Origin of the sequence: Idiomarina seosinensis (genome assembly GCF_044797955.1) — a bacterium.
In the GTDB taxonomy this organism is placed as follows: domain Bacteria; phylum Pseudomonadota; class Gammaproteobacteria; order Enterobacterales; family Alteromonadaceae; genus Idiomarina; species Idiomarina seosinensis_A.
On record NZ_CP085211.1, the window covers coordinates 756579 to 776283 of the forward strand.

The following is a 19705-nucleotide window of genomic DNA, read 5'->3' on the forward strand; positions in this document are numbered from 1 at the left end:
CTTCAGCGCAATTAATCCGGCAGCTCGCAGACGTTCGAATCAAACACCACCAGATGATCAAAGTCCACATTGATACCAACCTGGGTGCCTTCGGACAGGGGCTGGTGCGAGGCACCGACGGCCAGTACCTGGCTGGTGTCGGGCAATTCCAGTGTGTACAGATAGTGTGAGCCGCGAAAGCCGCGGCCGACCACAATGGCGCGCAAATCGGCGTTATCGCGGTCGCTAATGATGACATCGTCCGGGCGTACCAAAAAGGTGACGTCGTGATCGCCCTGGTCGCATAAAACTTCATGGTCGATAACACCCAGGGCGCAATGCAGCTGGTTATCCCTGATTTTACCGGGGATGAGTACGCCGCGGCCGATAAAGTCAGCCACCAGCTGATGCTCGGGCTCGTGGTAAAGCGAGTAGGGCGTATTCCACTGCAGTAGCTGACCCGCGTACATAACCCCGGCCTTGTCAGCCATGGCAAAAGCTTCCTGTTGGTCGTGGGTAACCAGCAGAGCGGTAATGCCTTCTTCTTTTAGTAATTGCCGCACATCCTGAGCTAATAGCTCGCGCAATTCGGCATCAAGGCTGGAAAAAGGCTCGTCCAGCAGCATTAATTTAGGTTTGGGGGCCAGTGCCCGGGCCAGTGCAATACGCTGTTGCTGACCACCGGACAGTTCATGGGGATAGCGTTTCTGGTAACCGTTTAAATCGATGCGTTGCAGTAATTCTGTGATCCGTTGCTGCTGGGCTTCGGCTGACAGGTGTTCGATACCAAAGCGGATATTGTCAGCCACATTCAGGTGCGGAAACAGCGCAAAATCCTGGAACATCATACCGACCTGGCGTTGCTCCGTCGGTAATGATTTACCGTTGGCGGAAACTACCTCACCGTGCAGTTCAATAGTCCCCCGGGTAACCGGACTAAAGCCGGCGATGGCCCGCAGCAGGGTGGTTTTACCGCATCCCGAAGGACCCATCAGACAGCCGATGTCGCCGGGTTCTAAGGCAAAGTTCAGCTCATCGACAATGCGCTGTCCTCCCAGCTCGATGGCAACATCTTTTAAAGTTAACAACGCGCTCATTTAGTCTCCCGGTTTAATACTCTGAGTTCGTAGTGCCCGCGATAATAACATCACGGGAATTAACCCTACGGCAACAATCATTAAAGCTGGTGGTCCGGCATCGGCAAGACGTTCATCCGAGGCCATTTCGAATGCCCGAACCGCCAGCGTATTAAAGTCAAAGGGGCGCAGCACCAGGGTTGCCGGTAGTTCTTTCATTACATCCACCAGCACCAAAATAAGAGCGGCCAGCAGTGAACTGCGTAGCAAGGGTAAATGCACCCGCCACAAAATACGCCTGGGCGAAGCGCCTAAGGTGCGCGCTGTGTCATCCATTTGTGGAGTAATCTGGTCGAGACCAGAGCTGACGGTCTGCAGCGATACGGACAAAAAGCGTACGCTGTAAGCAAACAATAAGGCGACCACGGTACCGGACAGTAACAGGCCGGGGTTAATATTAAACAGCCATTCACTTAGCGCAATAATGCGATGATCCAGCCAGGCCAGCGGCGACAGTAAACCAACAGCGATAACAATACCGGGGATGGCATAACCTAAACCGGCCAGGCTGACGGCAGCCCGTAATGGTCGGGTGGGGTGGCGACGGCGACCGTAAGCTAGCCATAAGGCCAGCAACACCGTGATTGCCGCGGCCAGCAGACCCAGCCATAAGGTATTAAAGGTTAATAACCAAAAGTCGGGCTGTAGCCAGGTGCTGCCGCGTTTTACCGACCACAGCAACAGCTGTGCTGCGGGGATCAAAAAGCCGAGTAAGATTGGCAGCCAGCAGACGGCGGCTGCGGCCAGGGCTTGTTTGCCGCGTAATGGCTTTCTCATTGGCGCAGCGCCACCACGGCGCTGGTAAAATTTAGCGCGGCGCCGCGAATAGCGCTCAACCAAAATCAGCACGATGACAAAAATAAGCAGAATGGCGGATAATTGCAGGGCGCCCTGGGTATCACCGATGCCATACCAGGTACGAAAAATACCGGTGGTAAATACAGTGACACCGAAGTACTCCATGGTGCCGTAATCAGCCAGGGTCTCCATTAACGCGAGGGTAACGCCGGTAGCAATGGCCGGCCTGGCCAGCGGCATCGCGACCCGCCAGAAGCTCTTCCAGGGGCCGGCGCCCAGAGTCCGGGCGCTCTCAAAGGCAGCCGTTGACTGCTGCATAAAGGCAGCGCGGGTAATCAGGTACACATAAGGATAAAGCACCACACAAAGAACAAATATTGCGCCGCTTAAACTACGGATTTGCGGAAACCAGTAGTCACCGATTTGTAGATTGAAGGTAGAGCGCAGCGCCTGCTGCAGGGGACCGGCATAATCCAGCAGGCCTGTGTAGGTGTAGGCGGTAATATAGGCCGGCATGGCCAGCGGCAGCAATAAGCCCCAGCTGACCCAGCGCCAGCCGGGAAAGTCAAACTGACTGACACACCAGGCGGTACTGACGCCGAGAATAGTCACACCAAAGCCCACCGATACCAGCAGGATCAGTGAATGTTGGATGTACTCGGGAATTACTGTCTGCCATAAGTGGGCAAGCACTTCCCATTGGGGATTTAACAAAGATAGGGCGACCACAATCAGTGGTAGCCCTATCAATGCCGCAACACCGAACAACAATAACGGGCCGCGGGTCATGTCGTTATCTCCTTGCTGTTATCTCCAGCCGGCACGATTCATCAAGCGCACCGCTGCGGCATTATTTTCGCCAAGGATGTCCATTGCAATATCATCTTTTTTGAACTCACCCCATTGCTGCAGGGTCTCGCTCCAGCTGACACCCTCGCGCACGGGATATTCATAATTTGCCTCAGCATACCATTTTTGTGACGGTTCTGAGAGTAAAAACTCGATCAGCCGGCGTGCTTCGTTCAGATTGTTAGCATGCTCGGTAATGCCGATACCGGAGACGTTTACATGAGTACCCTGAGCGTCCTGGGCAGGCCAGAAGATTTCAACTTTTTCTGCTGCGGCGCGCTGTTCAGCATCATCAGAATTCAGCATATGGCCAAAGTAGTAGGTATTGGCAACCGCCAGGTCACAGATGCCGTAGGCCACGCCTTTAATTTGGTCACGGTCGCCGCCTACCGGTTGCCGGGCAAAATTATCGACAAATTCTTCCGCCCATTGCTCAGTGGCTTCTGTACCATGATGGTCAATTAACGCAGCAACCAGTGACTGGTTGTACAGGTTATCAGAAGAGCGAATACAGACCCGATCGTCCCAGTTATCGTCTGCTAAGGATAAATAATCGTCAAGTTTGTTCACGTCAACGCGCTGCGGAGCGTAAAAGATAGGCCGGGCGCGCAGGCTTAAGCCGACCCAGTAGTCTTCGTCCGAGCGGAACTGTTCAGCCACCTGATTGGTAATTTCGGGTGCCGCTAATGGCTGAAAAACGCCTGCCGTAACGGCCCGGTGCAGGGCGCCGGCGTCAACGGTCAGAAAGAGATCGGCCGGGGTGTTGGCACCTTCGGACTTTAGCCGGGCCAACAGGGCATCGGACTTACCCGTTAATAAATTTACCTCAATGCCGGTTTGTTCACTAAACTGGTCTAACAGAGGTTTAATTAAAGCTTCCTTACGAGAGGAATAAATATTGACTTCGGCAGCGTTAGCCGCCACCGGTAATAAACTCGTGACAATGCCGGCGAGCGCCATTACTGTAGTTAACTTGCTGAAATTTATTGTCATAGAGAAACCTCGGACGTGTTGTTCGCGTATGAGACAGTTGCTTTGAATGAAGCTAGCACAACTCAATCTTTAATGATAGCTATTCTCATTTGTATTTTGATTAAAGTCAAGATGCTGTAAAAAAACTCTTTTTAAATGGAGCGGTTATGTCTGACTTGTCCCTGTTGGCTTTAATTGGGGTGTTATCCATTAGCTGCCAGTGGCTGGCGTGGCGAATAAAATTGCCGGCAATTTTACCTTTACTTCTCTGTGGCTTGTTAATTGGGCCAACCCTGGGCTGGCTTAATCCTGATCAGCTGTTTGGTGATTTATTGTTTCCGGTGGTGTCCCTTGCCGTTGCCGTAATTTTATTTGAAGGCAGCCTGACTCTTAAGTTTGAAGAAATTCGTGGTCACGGTCGCATGGTAACCAACCTGGTTAGTGTGGGAATGGTGGTAACCTGGCTAAGCATATCGGTGGCAACGCACTTTCTGATGGGCTGGGAGTGGCAGTTGGCCGCACTGTTCGGGGCGCTGGTGGTGGTCACCGGGCCGACGGTTATTCAGCCGATGATCCATTCCGTCCGACCGATCAGTAAATTGGCGAATATCTTACGCTGGGAAGGCATTATCATCGATCCGCTGGGTGCCTTGTTAGCGGTACTGGTGTACGAGTTTATTATTGCCAGCCAGGATGTTGCTTTTTTACATGCCATGCAGGCTTTTGCAAAAACCATAGGTATCGGCTTTTTCTTCGGCTGGGCGGCCGCCAAGCTGTTAGGTCTGGCGCTTGGCCGGGGCTGGTTCCCTCATTATCTGCAAAACGTTGCCACACTGACCATTGTCCTGGGCGTTTTTGCCCTTTCTAACGCGATTCAGCATGAGTCGGGATTGCTGACCGTAACGGTGATGGGTATGGCTATGGCCAATACTCGTAATCTGAATCTTGATGAAATTCTGGAGTTTAAGGAAACCCTGAGCGTACTGTTGATTTCCGCGCTGTTTATTATTCTGGCAGCGCGGCTGGACTTTGCGCAATTTGACGCCCTGGGCGTACCCTCGATTATTTTGTTGGCGCTGATTTTGTTTGTGGTACGGCCGCTGGCTGTCTGGCTGTCGGCTATCGGTACTGAGCTGCGGGTAAAAGATAAGATACTGCTGTCCTGGATAGCGCCGCGCGGTATTGTCGCGGCTGCGGTGTCTGCCTTATTTGCTTTAAAGATGGAGCAATCGGGCTGGGAAAATATTGAATCTATGGTGCCGTTAGTGTTCGTGGTGATCATGACCACGGTTGTTCTGCAGAGTCTGACCGCCAAACCGCTGGCCAAACTGCTGGGGCTGATTGAACCGCCGGCCAAAGGGTTTTTGATTTTCGGCGCCAACCATATGGCCCGCGAGGTGGCAAAAAGTTTGCGAGAGCACGATGTTCCGGTGCGTCTGGCAGACACTAACTGGGAAAACATCCGGATGGCGCGGATGGATAACTTACCGGTTTATTTCGGTAACCCGGCCTCTGAACACGCGACGAATAACATCGATTTAACCGGTATTGGCCGGCTGTTGGTGTTGTCGCCTTATAAACAACTTAACCCGCTGGTTTCTGTTTATTATCAGGACTGGTTTGGCAGCAGTAAAGTACACGGTTTAAACAGCGGCGAATCCGATTTCAGGGCCAGCCACCAGTTATCTGAGTCGTATAAGAAGACACTGAACTTATTCGGTGACAGCATTACCTATTCGAAACTGGCGAGCCTGAATTTTCAGGGTGCACGAATGAAGGCAACGCCGATCACTGACAACTTTAGCTTCGAAGATTATCAGCAAAAATATGGCGCCCGGGCGGTGGCCATGTTTGCTCTGGATGAGCAAAAACGGGTGCATATTTTCACCACTCAACGGGAGTTAAAACCCCAGCCCGGGTGGGTCGTTATTGCCATGATCTCACCGGAAAAAGATGGTGACTCAGAAAACGACTGATCTGCAACCCCGGTTACTGATGGTTTGCCCTGACTGTGACTGGGTGGTGCGGATTCCCGTGGTGTCGGCACAGCCGGCACGTTGCCCCCGCTGTGCTCATCGACTGGGGGGCGGACCACCGGTAGCGGCAAAAGAGGTTCTGGCGTTAAGTGTTACCGCTCTAATACTTGGTTTGATCAGCCTGTGGCTGCCTTTTGTAGGCTACGCAGCGAATGGCTCTGAGCAAACCATGTCATTGCTGGATACCGGCCGCGAGCTGCTGCATTTTCACGAACGCTTACTGGCTATCCTGGTGCTGTTCACAGTCGCTGTGATACCGCTGCTGTATTTGCTGACGGTTAGCTGGGTTTTCTTACGTCTGTTACTGGATCTGCGGCTGGGTAAAGTAACCCTGTATCTGATCCGGACGCTGGTGCAGCTGCGGGTCTGGATGATGGCGGATGTCTTTTTACTCGGCGCGCTGGTCGCGCTGATTAAAATCTCCGGTTTAGCCTCGGTGCAACTGGCCAGTGGGTTTTACACCTATATTGGTTTTGTGGTTGTGTTGCTGATCTGTGCTGATCGGGTCAGCCGTTATCAACTTTGGCATTTATTGCCTCATCGCCACGCTCCCGCGGTAAAAACAGGCCGTACAGCGCGCCAACAGCAGCTGCTTGACTGTGTCTGCTGTCATGCGCCGAATCATTGCGATGATGATCGATGCTGGCGCTGTGGCGAAGCCCTGCGGTTATCGCGCTGGCGTGGCTGGAAGTTGACCTTAGCCCTGCTGCTGGCAGCAGCCTTTATGCTGGTGCCGGCGCATCTGCTGCCGGTGATGGAAATTACCAATTTGGGTCGCACTGAACCATCGACGCTGATTGCCGGTGTGCTGGATCTGTGGCGTGGTGGCGACCAGGCCATTGCCATTATTGTCTTTATCGCCAGCCTGGTGATTCCGGTGGCTAAAATTTTGATGCTGCTGGCCTTACTCTGGGTGTCACAACGCTCAGCTTCTATGCCGGTTAAAAATCGGCTATGGTTGTATAAAGTGACTGACTGGATTGGTCGCTGGTCGATGGTCGATATTTTTGTGGTCGCCGTATTGGTGGCCCTGGTGCGCAGCGGGCAGCTGATGTCAGTGTATCCGGGCAATGCAGCACTTGCTTTTGCTGCTTCTGTTATTTTGACTATGCTGGCAGCCATGGCCTTTGATACCCGTCGTTTTTTTAAGGATGAAAGCTGAGTTATGAGCCGAACGGCAATGAAAAATCTGCTCTCTCCCATTTGGCTGATACCGATTCTGGCATTGGCTGTTGCTTTATGGATGGTCTGGCAGGAAAGCGCCGGCACCGGCCCGCAGATTGAGGTGTTAATTAGTGACGCCGAAGGGCTGGAAGCGGGTAAAACCCCGGTACGGGTGCGTAATGTTGACGTGGGTACGGTGACCAATATCAGTTTGACCGACGATATCAGTGCTGCGGTGCTGACTATTGCCATGAATGAAAATACCCGGCGGATGCTGGCAGCAGACAGTAAGTTCTGGGTGGTTAAGCCGCGCATCGGCCGGCAGGGCGTCAGTGGTTTATCGACGTTACTATCGGGTTCGTACCTGCGCCTGCAGCCGGGCCATTCCGAGCAAACGAAGACCCGCTTTGAAGCGTTAGCAGAGCCGCCGGTTACGCCCCAGCAGACCCCCGGACAGCGCATCACCCTTAGCAGTGACGTGAATTTTTCGGTAGTGGTTGGTGATAATGTGCAGTATCGCGGGGTTACTGTAGGGCAGGTAGAACAAGTGTCATTTTCGATTGCTGAACGGCGTATGCAGTATCAGGTCTTTATTAAGGAGCCTTACGACCAGCTCGTAACTGAAAATACACGCTTCTGGTTACACAGCGGCCTTTCCGTTAACTGGAACTCGGATGGCCTGGATGTTTCGCTGGGTTCGTTTGAGTCATTGCTTGGCGCTGGTATCCGCTTTGCGGTACCCGACGGGCAGCCCGACGGCGAGCCCGTCAGCCAGTCACGCGAATTTGAGCTGTTTGCCAGTGAAGAAGACGCCCGCCAACAGGGTTTTGTTAATGGTATTGATTACGTCATTTTATTGGATGAGTCGATTGGTGGTCTGACCGAAGGTGCGCCGTTACAGTTTAAAGGGGTGCGGGTTGGCACGGTGCTGGACGTACCGTTACGCTGGCAGCCAACGCGGGAAGATCAGGTGCCGCTAAAAGAAATTCCCATTTTAGTCCGGTTTGAGCCGGAACGCCTGCAGGGGCTGGTAGCCAATACCGAGATAGAGCACTGGCAGCAACGGTTAAGCGAGATGTTTGACGAGGGCCTGCGGGCTAACATCAGAGCATCCAATTTATTAACCAACACCCTGTATGTCGATATGCGCTTTTATACGGATACCGGGCAGGCGTACCAGGGTCGGCAATTTGCCGGTTACCAGGTAATGCCGTCAATGGTCAGCGACTTCAGCCGGCTGGAAGAAAAACTTAACCGGCTGCTGGATAAATTCAATCAACTGCCGCTGGAGCAGTCACTGGCGGACTTTAGCAAAGCCATGCAGGCCACCGAACAAAGTGCCGATAATTTGCAGCAGGTAGCCAGTTCGCTGAATGAGCTACTGGCTCAGCCCGGGCTGCAGGAAATGCCGCAGCAGTTGCAGCAAAGTCTGCAGCAGTTACAGCAGGTGTTACACAGTGTTGATGGCGAATCGCAGACACGGCGCCAGTTGCATCGCACATTACAAAATATTGAGCAGCTGTCGAGAGATTTAAAACCCTTTGTGCAGCAGCTGAAAGAGCAACCCAATGCCTTGATTTTTGCACCAGAGAAAATGCCGGATCCGGAGCCTAAAGCCAATGATTAAAAAGCCCGTATTTGTTACTGCCAGCCTGCTCACTGTTGCTTTGTTAAGTGGCTGCAGTGCACCGGCAACAGAACAACCCCGCGATTATCGCTTACCGCTACTTAATCAGTCGGTTACTGAGTTTTGTCCGGCCAGCCAGCGGCGGGTTGTGGTTAATGATTTAATGCTTAGTAACGGGCTGTTATTACAGCGCAGTAATACCCGTATACACGCCGCCCGCTATCACCGCTGGAGTGGTTCACTGGAGCAGCAGCTGCAGCAATCTGCCCAGCGCTTGTTAACCGACAAGGGGTGTGCCGGCGAGCTGACTATCCGGGTAATGGATTTTTACGGTGACAATCAGGGCCATGGCGTGGTCAGCGGACATTGGGACTACCGCGTTAACGGGCAGCTGCAGAGCGACTCTTTTTACCATCGCCAGCCGCTGGCCGGCGATGGTTACGATGCACTGGTGGAAGCGCTCAATAGCGCCTGGCTGGAAAGCCTGACGACGATTAAAAACGCCACTGCCAATTAAGCCGCGCACCCAGTTCGTCAGCGCTGCTGTCCTGATAGTCAAAGCCGACTTCCAGCAAACCACCCCATAGTGGTTGGGTGCGTTGTAAAAGTGCCTGTGACTGATCGTCACCGGACAGTCGGGTGGAGCGCCCCAGCTGCACAGTCCAGCCGCTGCCGTCGGCCTGAAACATACGATAACTTAACGACAGTGTGCGGCTGTCGGGGGCAAAACCGGAGCCTATATTTTGCCGGTAATGCTGATAAAAAGGTTGTTCACCCAGCCGCGCCGAGCGCTGATAAAAATTAGTGCTTTCGGTATCGGTGTATTCGGCAGCCAGGGTATGACGGGTGGGCTGTTCGCCCCAAAGGACGGCATTAAAATGCCACTCGCCGCCAACCGTGAAGGCCGGGTTTTCTCCATCTTCCAGCTGCCCGTCAAAGCCCAGCTCGGCGTACAGCGCAAATTGCTGCTGTTGCCATTGCCAGCCTTTACGCAAATCCAGGCTGAGCATCGTATTGTCAGGTATGTGGTTACCCTGCTCGTCGGCGGAAGCCTGGTGAACAACGCTGAGACCGGCGTCGATGCCGCCGTTAACTTGCAGTGCAGCGCGTAAGCCAAGCATCTCGCGGCTGACGGATATGTCCTGCAGTTTTGTTTCGTTATAGCCAATAAAGGCGCTCAGATGCAACGGGTTAAATCCGGCGGCAGGCCAGTTGGAACTGTAATCCAGGCGCAATTTATTCAGCGGCCGGGCGTTGTTGGACATTAACAAACTGCTGTGCTGAGCAGGTCCCCACCACAGTGGTAAAGCATCCAGACTGACACTGAAATCGCCCAGGTTGTAAGCCAGATAGCTGCCATCCAGGGTTTGCTCGTTGTCATCTTCCAGGGGTTGCCAGCGCTGGTTAAGTTGCAGCCGCGCAGCAAAACGCTCGCCCTTAATGTGCCGGGCTACACTTATCTTACCCTGTTCGTGAACACTGCGGCCAAACCGACTAAGTCGTGGAGGGTCAGTGTTAACCTGCGCCTGAACCCAGGTCTGCGGGCCACTTTGAGCATTTCGCAGGTAATGCCGGACATGCAGCAGCGCAAGTTGTTCAGCATTGTTGAGATTACTGCTGTCGATGGTATTCAGGTCCATTAAAATCGAGCGCCAGGGCATGGGATATTGCTGCAAGGGTATGCTAATATGCCCGGCATTAACCAGCAGGTTTAAGCTGTTGCGCAAGTCCAGATTGTCACTGCTGATGTAAACGGATGCCTTCGCCGGCAGGGCGAAACTGGCCAAAGCCAGTAACAGGGCTAATAAAGGTGCTGCAAACGGCGGCTGGCGCACAATGGTTCCTTGTTGATTATTGAGTGAACGGCAGAACGTGCTCTATGATGCCAGAACTGCGCGCTAAACTGCAATCCTTGCACACTATACGTTAATAATGAACTCCGGGAGCCGGTGCTTTGCGACTTTTTCGAATACCCTTGCTTTTATTACTGGTTAGTTTGCTGACTCTAACAGCCTGCCAGCCACCCTCAGCGCCGCAACAGGACAGCGAACAGGGCCTGCAGACAAGCATGCAAACACTGGACACGCAGATGCTGCCCAACGAGCAGTGGCAGTTAAGCCGGGCCATTATAGAACTGAGTTTTTGCCGTAACCGCACTAATGAGGCGTTACTGGCATCCGAAATGGAACTGAACGGCTGGCGCGTAACGGGCCAGCAGACGGCGTTTCCGCCTTATCGTAAAGAAGGCTTACAGGCGCTGCAGCAAATTCTTGCTGACCAACCGTTTTTGTTGTGGCAACGGGATGGCAATGTCAGTGCCCAACGCTATTACCTGGTTATGCCGGCGGAACAAAGTCGGGGTGACGTAGCCGAGCAACTGTTTCCTGCCGTTGCTACCCTGGCTGCTGCCAAACAGATTTGCCATACAGCTGTAATTGACGAGTAAGGAGAGGCTATATGCCAATGCGCGAACAGATTGCTGAAAAGCTGGCACAACAATTTGCTGTGCAGCATTTGCAGGTGGATGACGAGAGTTACATGCACGCCAGTGGTGCACAGGCGCAGTCGCATTTTAAGGTGACCCTGGTCAGTGATGATTTTTCCGGTAAGCGGTTGCTGCAGCGGCACCGGGCGATTAATAAAGTGTTGGCCGATGAGTTACAGCAGATCCATGCTCTGGCGTTGCACACGTATACGCCGGCGGAATGGACACAGCAGGGCCAGGCACCGGATTCACCCAACTGCCTCGGCGGCGGGTAAAAAAGAACGTTACCACAGAGGCCACGGAGAACACTGAGAAAACATTCAGTAAAAATAAACACCATCGCCATGTTTTGTTTTTACCTTTAGGTGGTTACTCCGTGTCCTCCGTGCACTCTGTGGTAAAACTTGCTGCACTAATGGCAGAAAATCCGATGGTACGATCTCTTACCGGGCTTGCAACGGCTACAATGACAACAAATTTAACATAGGGATTCATCAGCATGGTCATCAAACCAAAAATTCGCGGTTTTATTTGTACTAATTCACATCCGGTTGGATGTGCAGAAACAGTTAAGCGTCAGATCGACTGGGTTAAACAACAGCCGGCGATTGAAGCGGGCCCGAAAAATGTATTGGTTATTGGCAGCTCTACTGGTTACGGCCTGGCGTCCCGGATTACCGCAGCTTTTGGCAGCGGTGCTAACACCCTGGGGGTTTGCTTTGAAAAAGAACCGACTGAAAAGCGCACCGGCACCGCGGGCTGGTATAATACGGCCGCTTTTCATCAACAGGCCGAAGCGGCCGGGCTGCAATACCATACCATTAACGGCGATGCCTTTTCGGATGAGGTAAAGCAGCAGGCAATTGACTACATAAAAGCGAATATGGGCAAAATCGACCTGGTGGTCTACAGCCTGGCGTCGCCAAAACGCAAAGACCCCGACACCGGCGAGCTGTACAGTTCGGTATTAAAGCCGGTGGGCCAGCAATACACAACCAAAACCTATCATACTGATCGCGATGAAGTGCATGAAGTCACACTGGACCCGGCCACTGACGAAGATATTGCCAACACCATTAAGGTGATGGGCGGCGAAGACTGGGAGCGCTGGATAAAACAGCTGCACGATGCCGGCTTACTGGCGCAGAACTGCCAGACCACAGCTTATACTTACATTGGTAAAAAATTGACCTGGCCTATTTATGGCCACGCCACCATTGGCCGTGCCAAGGAAGATCTCGATCGTGCTGCCGGCGCTATGGAACAACGCTATGATGATATCGATCTGAAGGCCTATGTATCCTCCCTCAAAGCACTGGTAACTCAGGCCAGCTCGGCAATTCCGGTAATGCCTTTGTACATTTCGTTAATCTACAAGGTAATGAAAGAAGAGGGAACTCATGAGGGCTGCATTGAGCAAATTTACCGCTTGTTCAGCGAAGGCCTGTATGCAGAGAACCCGGACCTTGATGAAGCGGGGCGCCTGCATATGGACGGTTATGAAACCAATGATGCGACTCAGGCGAAAATTGAGGCGCTGTGGGATCAGGTTAACCAACAGAACTTTCATCAGCTGGCAGACTACACGGGTTACCATCAGGACTTTCTGAACTTATTTGGTTTTGGCTACGAAAACGTTGACTATGATGCCGATGTAAATCCAAAAGTTAACTGGTAAGCGCAGTGCAAAAAGTGTTAAAATCGGCGCTGATAAGTGTGGAATAGGTTTTCGGTTGTTGAAAACTGATTGTAACGAATTTTCCCTTAACGAGTAGTGCAAACGCATATGATTACTATCAAAAAAGGGCTGGACATCCCAATTAAGGGAGAGCCCCAGCAACAAGTATCCGACGGTAAGGCCGTAACAACGGTCGCTACCCTTGGAGAAGAGTACGTTGGTATGCGCCCGACCATGCACGTGAAAGTTGATGATCGTGTCAAAAAAGGTCAAGTGATTTTTGAAGATAAAAAAAATCCGGGCGTTAAATACACAGCCCCTGCAGCAGGCGTCGTAAAAGACATTCCGCGCGGCGAACGCCGTGTGTTGCAGGCTGTCGTTATCGAATGCGAAGGTGATGAACAGATCACTTTCGAAGCCTTCGGCAGCGACAAGCTCGATTCTCTGGGTCGCGATAAGGTGCAGGAGATTCTGGTCGAGTCCGGTCAGTGGACGGCACTAAAAACCCGCCCTTACAGCAAGGCTCCACAGCTTGATGCCGAGGCCAGTGCCATCTTCGTTAATGCGATGGACACCAACCCGCTGTGCATGGACCCGACGTTGTTCATTAATGAGCACAAGCAGGCTTTTATTGACGGCCTGAAAGTGCTGACAAACCTGACCGACGGTAAAGTATTTGTCACCAAAGCAGAGAATGCTGAGGTTGATACCGGCGATGCCAAGGTGCAGCTGGAGTCTTTTACCGGCGTTCACCCGGCAGGCCTGGTTGGCACCCACATGCACTTTTTACAGCCTGTCAGCCTGCAGCGTCCCGCCTGGTACCTGGGTTATCAGGACGTAGTAGCGTTTGGTAAATTGTTCACTACCGGTGAGATATTTACTGACCGGATGGTTGCGCTGGCGGGTGAATGCGTCAAGGAACCACGCGTATTGCGCACTCGCTTAGGGGCTAACTTAAGTGAGCTGACTGATGGTGAATTAAGCAGTGATCACTGCCGTATTATTTCCGGCTCGGTACTGCACGGTCACCGGGCTGATGAAGCCCATCAATGGCTGGGCCGTTTCCACACCCAGGTTAGTGTGATTCCTGAAGGTGATAAGAAGGAATTTTTCGGTTGGATCCGCCCGGGTACAGATTTGCACTCGGTGACACGCGCTTATGCTGGACATTTTAATCCGAAAAAACGCTTCAGCATGAGCACCTCATTAAATGGTTCGTCCCGCTCTATGGTTCCAATCGGTAACTATGAACGCGTCATGCCACTGGACATTCTGCCAACATTGCTGTTGCGGGATATGCTGTCTGGTGACACTGATGAAGCTCAGCAATTGGGTTGCTTAGAGTTGGACGAGGAAGATTTGGCGTTGTGCACCTATGTCTGCCCGGGCAAGTACGAATACGGTCAGGTATTGCGCGATTGTCTCACCAAGATTGAGAAAGAAGGCTAACCATGAGCTTGAAAGATACACTCGAGCGTATTGAGCCGCAGTTTGAAGAAGGCGGCAAATACGAAAAGTGGTACGCGCTGTATGAAGCCGTAGCCACCATTTTATACACTCCGGGTACGGTGACCAAATCAGCCACTCATGTGCGTGATCGCATCGATCTAAAACGCATTATGATCCTGGTCTGGATGATGACCTTTCCGGCGATGTTCTGGGGCATGTATAACGTTGGTAACCAGGCCGCACTGGCGCTGGCTGATGGTTATCAGCTGTCCGATGCCTGGCAGGTTGGCTTGTTCCATTTGCTGGGTGGCGAGTTTGGTGCTGATGCCGGCTGGGGTACCAAAATGTGGTACGGCGCCTGCTGGTACCTGCCTATCTACGCGGTGACTTTTATTGTCGGTGGCTTCTGGGAAGTGCTGTTTGCGTCTATCCGAAAGCACGAAGTTAACGAAGGCTTTTTTGTTACCTCGGTATTGTTTTCATTAATTTTACCGCCGACTACGCCCCTATGGCAGGTCGCATTAGGTATCACCTTCGGTATTGTTATCGGCAAAGAAATCTTTGGTGGTACCGGGCGTAACTTCCTTAACCCGGCATTGACCGGCCGTGCTTTCCTTTACTTTGCTTACCCGGCCAGTATGTCAGGTGATGCCATCTGGACAGCAGTTGATGGCTATTCCGGGGCGACTAACCTGGGCCGCGCGGCTCTGGGCGACCTGGATTACGGCAATACTGAACTGTGGTGGAACGCCTTTATGGGTAACATCCAGGGTTCAATTGGTGAAGTATCCACGCTGATGATCTTAATTGGTGGTGCGGCTTTAATTTACTTCCGTATTGCTTCCTGGCGTATTGTTTCCGGTGTCTTTGTCGGTATGGTGCTGTTCTCCGGTCTGCTGAACCTGATTGGTAGTGACACTAACCCAATGTTTGCCATGCCCTGGTACTGGCATCTGGTATTAGGTGGCTTTGCATTTGCCATGATGTTTATGGCAACGGATCCGGTATCGGCGTCCTTTACCAACAAAGGGAAATTTGCTTACGGCCTGTTGATTGGTTTAATGACGGTCATGATTCGGGTTATCAACCCGGCCTTCCCGGAAGGTATTATGCTGGCAATTCTGTTTGCCAACGTATTCGCTCCGCTGTTTGACTACTTTGTTGCTCAGGCCAACATAAAACGGAGGTTAGCGCGCAATGTCTAAGAAAAATGAAAGTTTAGGCAAAACCGTTGGCGTAGTGCTGGCTCTGTGTCTGGTCTGCTCCATCGTAGTATCCGGTGCTGCTGTGGGCTTAAAGCCCATGCAGGAAAAGAATGCGGCGCTGGCAATGCAGCGCAACATTCTGGGTGCGGCTGAAATTTTAGAGCCGGGAATGGATGTTCCGTCGGCCTACGACAAGCGGATTAAACCGCTGGTTGTCAGCCTGCAGGACTATCAAGTGATGCGGGACAAAAATCCGGCTGAATTTGATAACCGCAAAGCGGCCAACGACCCGGAAACCAGTACAAAACTGGACAAGTCCACTGATATTGCCGGCCTGGGCACCATGGAAAACATGACTGAAGTCTATTTGGTCATGGATGAAAATGGTAACCGCGATGGTGCAGTTTTGCACGTTCGTGGCCAGGGCCTGTGGGGTACCATGTACGGGTTAATTTCGCTGGAAGATGACCTGAAAACGGTACGCGGTATTAATTTTTACGAACATTCTGAAACACCGGGGCTCGGTGGTGAAATCACCAATCCTGGCTGGATTGCTTCCTGGAAAGGTAAAGAGCTGTTCGGTGACGATGGTAATGTGAAGTTTGACGTGGTTAAAGGCGGTGCCAATAACGAGCATCAGGTGGATGCGTTATCGGGTGCAACATTAACCAGTAATGGTGTTGATGCGTTGATCGACTTCTGGATGAGCGATAAAGCGTATGGACCCTTGCTTGCAAAACTTCGCAAAGGAGAGCTGACCAATGGCTAGTGCAAAAGAAATGAAGTCCGTACTGTTCGGACCGATCTTCGCAAACAACCCCATTGCTTTGCAGATCCTCGGTGTCTGCTCTGCTTTGGCGGTAACCTCTAAGATGAGCAACACGCTGGTTATGTGTATCGCACTAACAGCCGTTGTTGCAGCATCTAACTTTTTTATCTCGATCATTCGTAATCACATTCCTTCGAGTGTGCGGATCATCGTACAGATGACCATCATCGCCAGTCTGGTTATTGTCGTGGACCAGGTATTGCGGGCCTATGCTTATGAGATATCGCGAGAACTATCGGTATTTGTCGGCTTGATCATAACCAACTGTATCGTTATGGGACGTGCCGAGGCTTACGCCATGAAGAGCACACCCTTCATGTCACTGCTGGACGGTATCGGTAATGGTCTGGGTTACTCTATTGTACTGCTGGTGGTTGGCTTTATCCGCGAACTGTTCGGTTCAGGTAGCCTGTTTGACGTGCAGATCCTGTCGTTGGCATCTGAAGGCGGCTGGTTCCAGCCGGTCGGCTTATTGCTAATGCCACCCAGCGCGTTCTTCATTATCGGCGGTTTTATCTGGGTGCTGCGTACCTTCCGTCCCGAGCAAGTCGAGCCTAAGGAGTAATCGATATGGAACAATACATTAATCTGTTCGTCCGGGCGGTTTTCATTGAAAACCTGGCACTGTCGTTCTTCTTAGGGATGTGTACCTTTTTGGCGGTTTCTAAAAAGGTTAAGACATCATTTGGCCTGGGAGTTGCGGTTATCGTTGTACTGGGTATTTCTGTACCGGTTAACAACTTGATTTATCACAATATCCTGGCACCCGGCGCCCTGGACTGGGCTGGTTTTCCGGATGCTGACTTAAGCTTCCTGCGCTTTCTGACCTTTATCGGGGTGATTGCTGCGCTCGTACAGATCCTGGAAATGACACTGGATAAATATGTACCGGCTTTATACAACGCGCTGGGCATCTTCTTGCCACTAATCACCGTTAACTGCGCCATCTTTGGTGGTGTTGCCTTCATGGTTGAGCGTGATTACAACTTTGGCGAGTCAGTGGTTTACGGTATCGGTAGTGGTGTTGGCTGGTGTCTGGCTATTGTTGCCCTGGCAGCGGTACGGGAAAAACTTAAATACGCTGATATACCCGATGGTTTGCGCGGCTTAGGTGCAACCTTTATGTCGGTAGGTCTTATTGGTTTGGGCTTTATGTCGTTTTCCGGCGTATCTCTTTAACCAGTGTGTTAAATCAGTAAAAGTTAAAGGGTCGAATCGATGGATATTACTCTGATTGCGCTCGGTGTCGGTATGTTTACCGTTATCGTACTGATTTTGGTAGCGATCATTATGTTTGCTAAATCAAAATTAGTACCTCAGGGCGATGTAGAAATCCTGGTAAATGACGACGATGATAAAAAAATCGTTACACAGCCGGGTACTAAGCTTTTAGGTGCATTGGCTAACGCAGGCATTTTTGTATCGTCAGCCTGTGGTGGTGGTGGTTCTTGTGGCCAGTGCCGGGTCACCATCAAAGAAGGCGGGGGTGATATTCTGCCCACCGAGCTGGACCATGTGACTAAGCGTGAAGCCCGCGAAGGGGTTCGTTTGTCTTGTCAGGTCAACGTAAAGCAAGATATGAAAATTGAACTGCCGGAAGAAGTTTTCGGTATTCGTAAATGGGATTGTACGGTTAAGTCAAACGATAACGTAGCCACCTTTATCAAAGAATTTGTGGTGCAGTTACCCGAAGGCGAAGACGTGCCGTTCCGTGCCGGTGGTTATATTCAAATTGAGGCGCCACCGCATCACGTTAAATACAAAGACTTTGATATTGCACCAGAATACCGCGGCGACTGGGAACGCTTTGGTTTTCTTGATGTGGAATCAAAAGTGGACGAAGAAGTCATTCGTGCTTACTCAATGGCTAACTACCCGGAAGAAAAGGGTATTATTATGCTAAACGTTCGCTGCGCGACGCCGCCGCCGAACGACCTGAGTCTGCCGGCTGGTAAAATGTCGTCGTACATCTTCAGTCTGAAGGCTGGCGATAAAGTCACCATCTCGGGACCTTTTGGTGAGTTCTTTGCTAAAGAAACCGAAGCTGAAATGGTCTTTATCGGCGGTGGTGCCGGTATGGCGCCCATGCGTTCACACATTTTCGATCAGCTGCGTCGCCTGAATACCGATCGTAAGATCAGCTTCTGGTACGGTGCCCGGTCAGTGCGCGAAATGTTCTATGTTGAAGATTTCGACATGCTGGCAGAAGAAAACGATAACTTTGACTGGCATGTAGCCTTATCCGATCCACAACCTGAAGATAACTGGGAAGGTGATACCGGATTTATTCACAATGTTCTTTACGAGCGTTACCTGAAAGACCATGACGCGCCGGAAGACTGTGAATATTACATGTGTGGTCCACCGGTGATGAATGCCGCCTGTATTAACTTGCTGAAAGATCTGGGTGTTGAAGAAGAAAACATCATGCTGGATGACTTTGGTGGGTAATTAATGAGGCTGACGGCAATTAATCCAATGGCCGTGACCAAATACTGGCTAGTCCTTCTGGGGCTAGCCTTTTTGGTGTCATGCTCTGATGCTCCACAGAGTATTCAGTTTAGCGGCAATACCATGGGTACCACCTACAGTGTGACCTTGTTTACTAAGGATCCGCGCCATACTGAACGTGAAATCCGCAAGAAGGTTGATGTGGTGTTGGCTCAGGTTAATGCGCAGATGTCGACTTATGATCCAGAGTCAGAATTGTCGCGCTTTAATCAACATCGTTCACGGCAGCCGGTGGTCATTAGCCGGGCGCTGGAACGAGTAGTAAGCCGTGCGCTGGAGATAGGCCAGCAAACGGACGGGCAACTGGATATCACCGTTGGGCCGCTGGTTAACTTATGGGGTTTTGGCCCTATGGCTAAGCCAGAGCAAGTGCCTTCTGCAGAGCAACTGGATCAGGTGAGCGAATACGTTGGTTATAAAAAGCTGAGTATTGAGAATCACCAGCTGATAAAGCAACATCCGCAACTGTATGTCGACTTATCGACCATTGCCAAAGGCTATGGCGTTGATAGGGTGGCGTTTTTACTGGATGATCTGGACATCAACCAATACCTGATTGAGATTGGTGGCGAAATCCGCACACGCGGTGGCAAGCCTGATGGGCAGCCCTGGCGGGTAGCGGTGGAGAAACCGGTTTCTACGGAACGAACCGTTCAGCAAATTGTCTCAATGAATGAAGGCGCATTAGCGACTTCAGGCGATTACCGTAATTTTTATCAGGAGAACGGACGTCGTTATTCACATATTATTAATCCGCTAACCGGAGAGCCGATTCAGCATAACCTGGTATCTGCCAGCGTCTATGCCGATGATGCTATGAGTGCTGATGCCTATGCTACTGCATTGCTGGTCATGGGTACGGAACAGGCAAAAGTGTTTGTACAACAGCAAAATCTGGCGGCATTTCTGGTATTGAAAACCGACGACGGCTTTCAGCAGTGGGTTAGCCCGGCTTTTGAACCTTTACTGGAAAAGCGGGAATAACAG

Annotated in this window: 18 protein-coding genes; 14 read left to right on the top strand and 4 right to left on the bottom strand. The window is 51.6% G+C overall.

All coding sequences use genetic code 11. From position 1 onward, the window contains the following. Positions 1-11: 11 nt before the first annotated feature. Genes LG288_RS03585 through LG288_RS03595 form a run of 3 tightly spaced genes read right to left on the bottom strand, consistent with a single transcriptional unit; the run spans position 12 to position 3755 of the window. Positions 12-1076 (bottom strand): ABC transporter ATP-binding protein, encoded by a 1065-nt coding sequence (locus tag LG288_RS03585; protein WP_404402111.1) that lies wholly within the window; start codon positions 1074-1076, stop codon positions 12-14. Continuing rightward, on the bottom strand, positions 1077-2702 hold the full coding sequence (locus LG288_RS03590) for an ABC transporter permease (protein ID WP_404402113.1): 1626 nt from the start codon (positions 2700-2702) through the stop codon (positions 1077-1079). It lies immediately after the preceding gene. Between the two features lie 18 nt (positions 2703-2720). Continuing rightward, the gene (locus tag LG288_RS03595) at positions 2721-3755 is read right to left on the bottom strand and encodes a Fe(3+) ABC transporter substrate-binding protein (protein ID WP_404402115.1); all 1035 of its coding nucleotides are present in this window, start codon (positions 3753-3755) and stop codon (positions 2721-2723) included. Between the two features lie 146 nt (positions 3756-3901). Between LG288_RS03595 and LG288_RS03600 the strand changes: the two genes are divergently transcribed. From LG288_RS03600 to LG288_RS03615, 4 genes are read left to right on the top strand one after another with little or no spacing between them, the layout of a single operon-like run. Continuing rightward, positions 3902-5710: a cation:proton antiporter gene (locus tag LG288_RS03600; protein WP_404402117.1), complete on the top strand. Its 1809-nt coding sequence runs from the start codon at positions 3902-3904 to the stop codon at positions 5708-5710. Further along, entirely contained in the window at positions 5688-6932 is a 1245-nt protein-coding gene (locus tag LG288_RS03605) for a PqiA/YebS family transporter subunit (RefSeq protein WP_404402119.1), read from the top strand. Before LG288_RS03600 ends, LG288_RS03605 begins: the two co-directional genes overlap by 23 nt. A gap of 3 nt (positions 6933-6935) precedes the next feature. Continuing rightward, positions 6936-8561, top strand: coding sequence for an intermembrane transport protein PqiB (gene pqiB / locus LG288_RS03610; protein WP_404402121.1), 1626 nt, complete (start codon positions 6936-6938; stop codon positions 8559-8561). Then, positions 8554-9078, top strand: coding sequence for a membrane integrity-associated transporter subunit PqiC (locus tag LG288_RS03615; protein ID WP_404402123.1), 525 nt, complete (start codon positions 8554-8556; stop codon positions 9076-9078). Before pqiB ends, LG288_RS03615 begins: the two co-directional genes overlap by 8 nt. Here the strand turns inward: LG288_RS03615 and LG288_RS03620 are convergent. Continuing rightward, positions 9056-10396: a capsule assembly Wzi family protein gene (locus tag LG288_RS03620; protein WP_404402125.1), complete on the bottom strand. Its 1341-nt coding sequence runs from the start codon at positions 10394-10396 to the stop codon at positions 9056-9058. The genes LG288_RS03615 and LG288_RS03620 overlap by 23 nt on opposite strands. A gap of 119 nt (positions 10397-10515) precedes the next feature. Here LG288_RS03620 and LG288_RS03625 point away from each other — a divergent pair, with 119 nt between their 5' ends. The 10 genes from LG288_RS03625 (at position 10516) to LG288_RS03670 (ending at position 19702) form a co-directional block, all read left to right on the top strand. After that, positions 10516-11007, top strand: coding sequence for a hypothetical protein (locus LG288_RS03625; RefSeq protein ID WP_404402127.1), 492 nt, complete (start codon positions 10516-10518; stop codon positions 11005-11007). 11 nt (positions 11008-11018) lie between these two features. Continuing rightward, positions 11019-11321, top strand: coding sequence for a BolA family protein (locus tag LG288_RS03630; protein WP_404402129.1), 303 nt, complete (start codon positions 11019-11021; stop codon positions 11319-11321). Positions 11322-11545: 224 nt separating this feature from the next. After that, positions 11546-12724 (top strand): enoyl-ACP reductase FabV, encoded by a 1179-nt coding sequence (fabV, locus tag LG288_RS03635; RefSeq protein ID WP_404402130.1) that lies wholly within the window; start codon positions 11546-11548, stop codon positions 12722-12724. Positions 12725-12832: 108 nt separating this feature from the next. Then, positions 12833-14173, top strand: coding sequence for a Na(+)-translocating NADH-quinone reductase subunit A (locus LG288_RS03640; protein ID WP_404402132.1), 1341 nt, complete (start codon positions 12833-12835; stop codon positions 14171-14173). 2 nt (positions 14174-14175) lie between these two features. Further along, positions 14176-15378 carry an NADH:ubiquinone reductase (Na(+)-transporting) subunit B gene (locus tag LG288_RS03645; protein WP_404402134.1) on the top strand — a complete coding sequence of 401 codons (1203 nt, stop codon included), beginning with the start codon at positions 14176-14178 and terminating at the stop codon, positions 15376-15378. After that, a complete protein-coding gene (locus tag LG288_RS03650) occupies positions 15371-16147 on the top strand; it encodes a Na(+)-translocating NADH-quinone reductase subunit C (protein WP_404402136.1) in 777 nt (258 codons plus the stop codon). The genes LG288_RS03645 and LG288_RS03650 overlap by 8 nt, the downstream gene beginning before the upstream one ends. Beyond that, positions 16140-16772, top strand: coding sequence for an NADH:ubiquinone reductase (Na(+)-transporting) subunit D (locus LG288_RS03655; protein WP_404402138.1), 633 nt, complete (start codon positions 16140-16142; stop codon positions 16770-16772). Before LG288_RS03650 ends, LG288_RS03655 begins: the two co-directional genes overlap by 8 nt. Positions 16773-16777: 5 nt before the next feature. After that, positions 16778-17386: an NADH:ubiquinone reductase (Na(+)-transporting) subunit E gene (gene nqrE / locus LG288_RS03660; protein ID WP_404402140.1), complete on the top strand. Its 609-nt coding sequence runs from the start codon at positions 16778-16780 to the stop codon at positions 17384-17386. A gap of 45 nt (positions 17387-17431) precedes the next feature. Then, a complete protein-coding gene (gene nqrF, locus LG288_RS03665) occupies positions 17432-18658 on the top strand; it encodes an NADH:ubiquinone reductase (Na(+)-transporting) subunit F (protein WP_404403024.1) in 1227 nt (408 codons plus the stop codon). 3 nt (positions 18659-18661) lie between these two features. Further along, entirely contained in the window at positions 18662-19702 is a 1041-nt protein-coding gene (locus LG288_RS03670) for an FAD:protein FMN transferase (protein ID WP_404402142.1), read from the top strand. Positions 19703-19705: the final 3 nt, after the last annotated feature.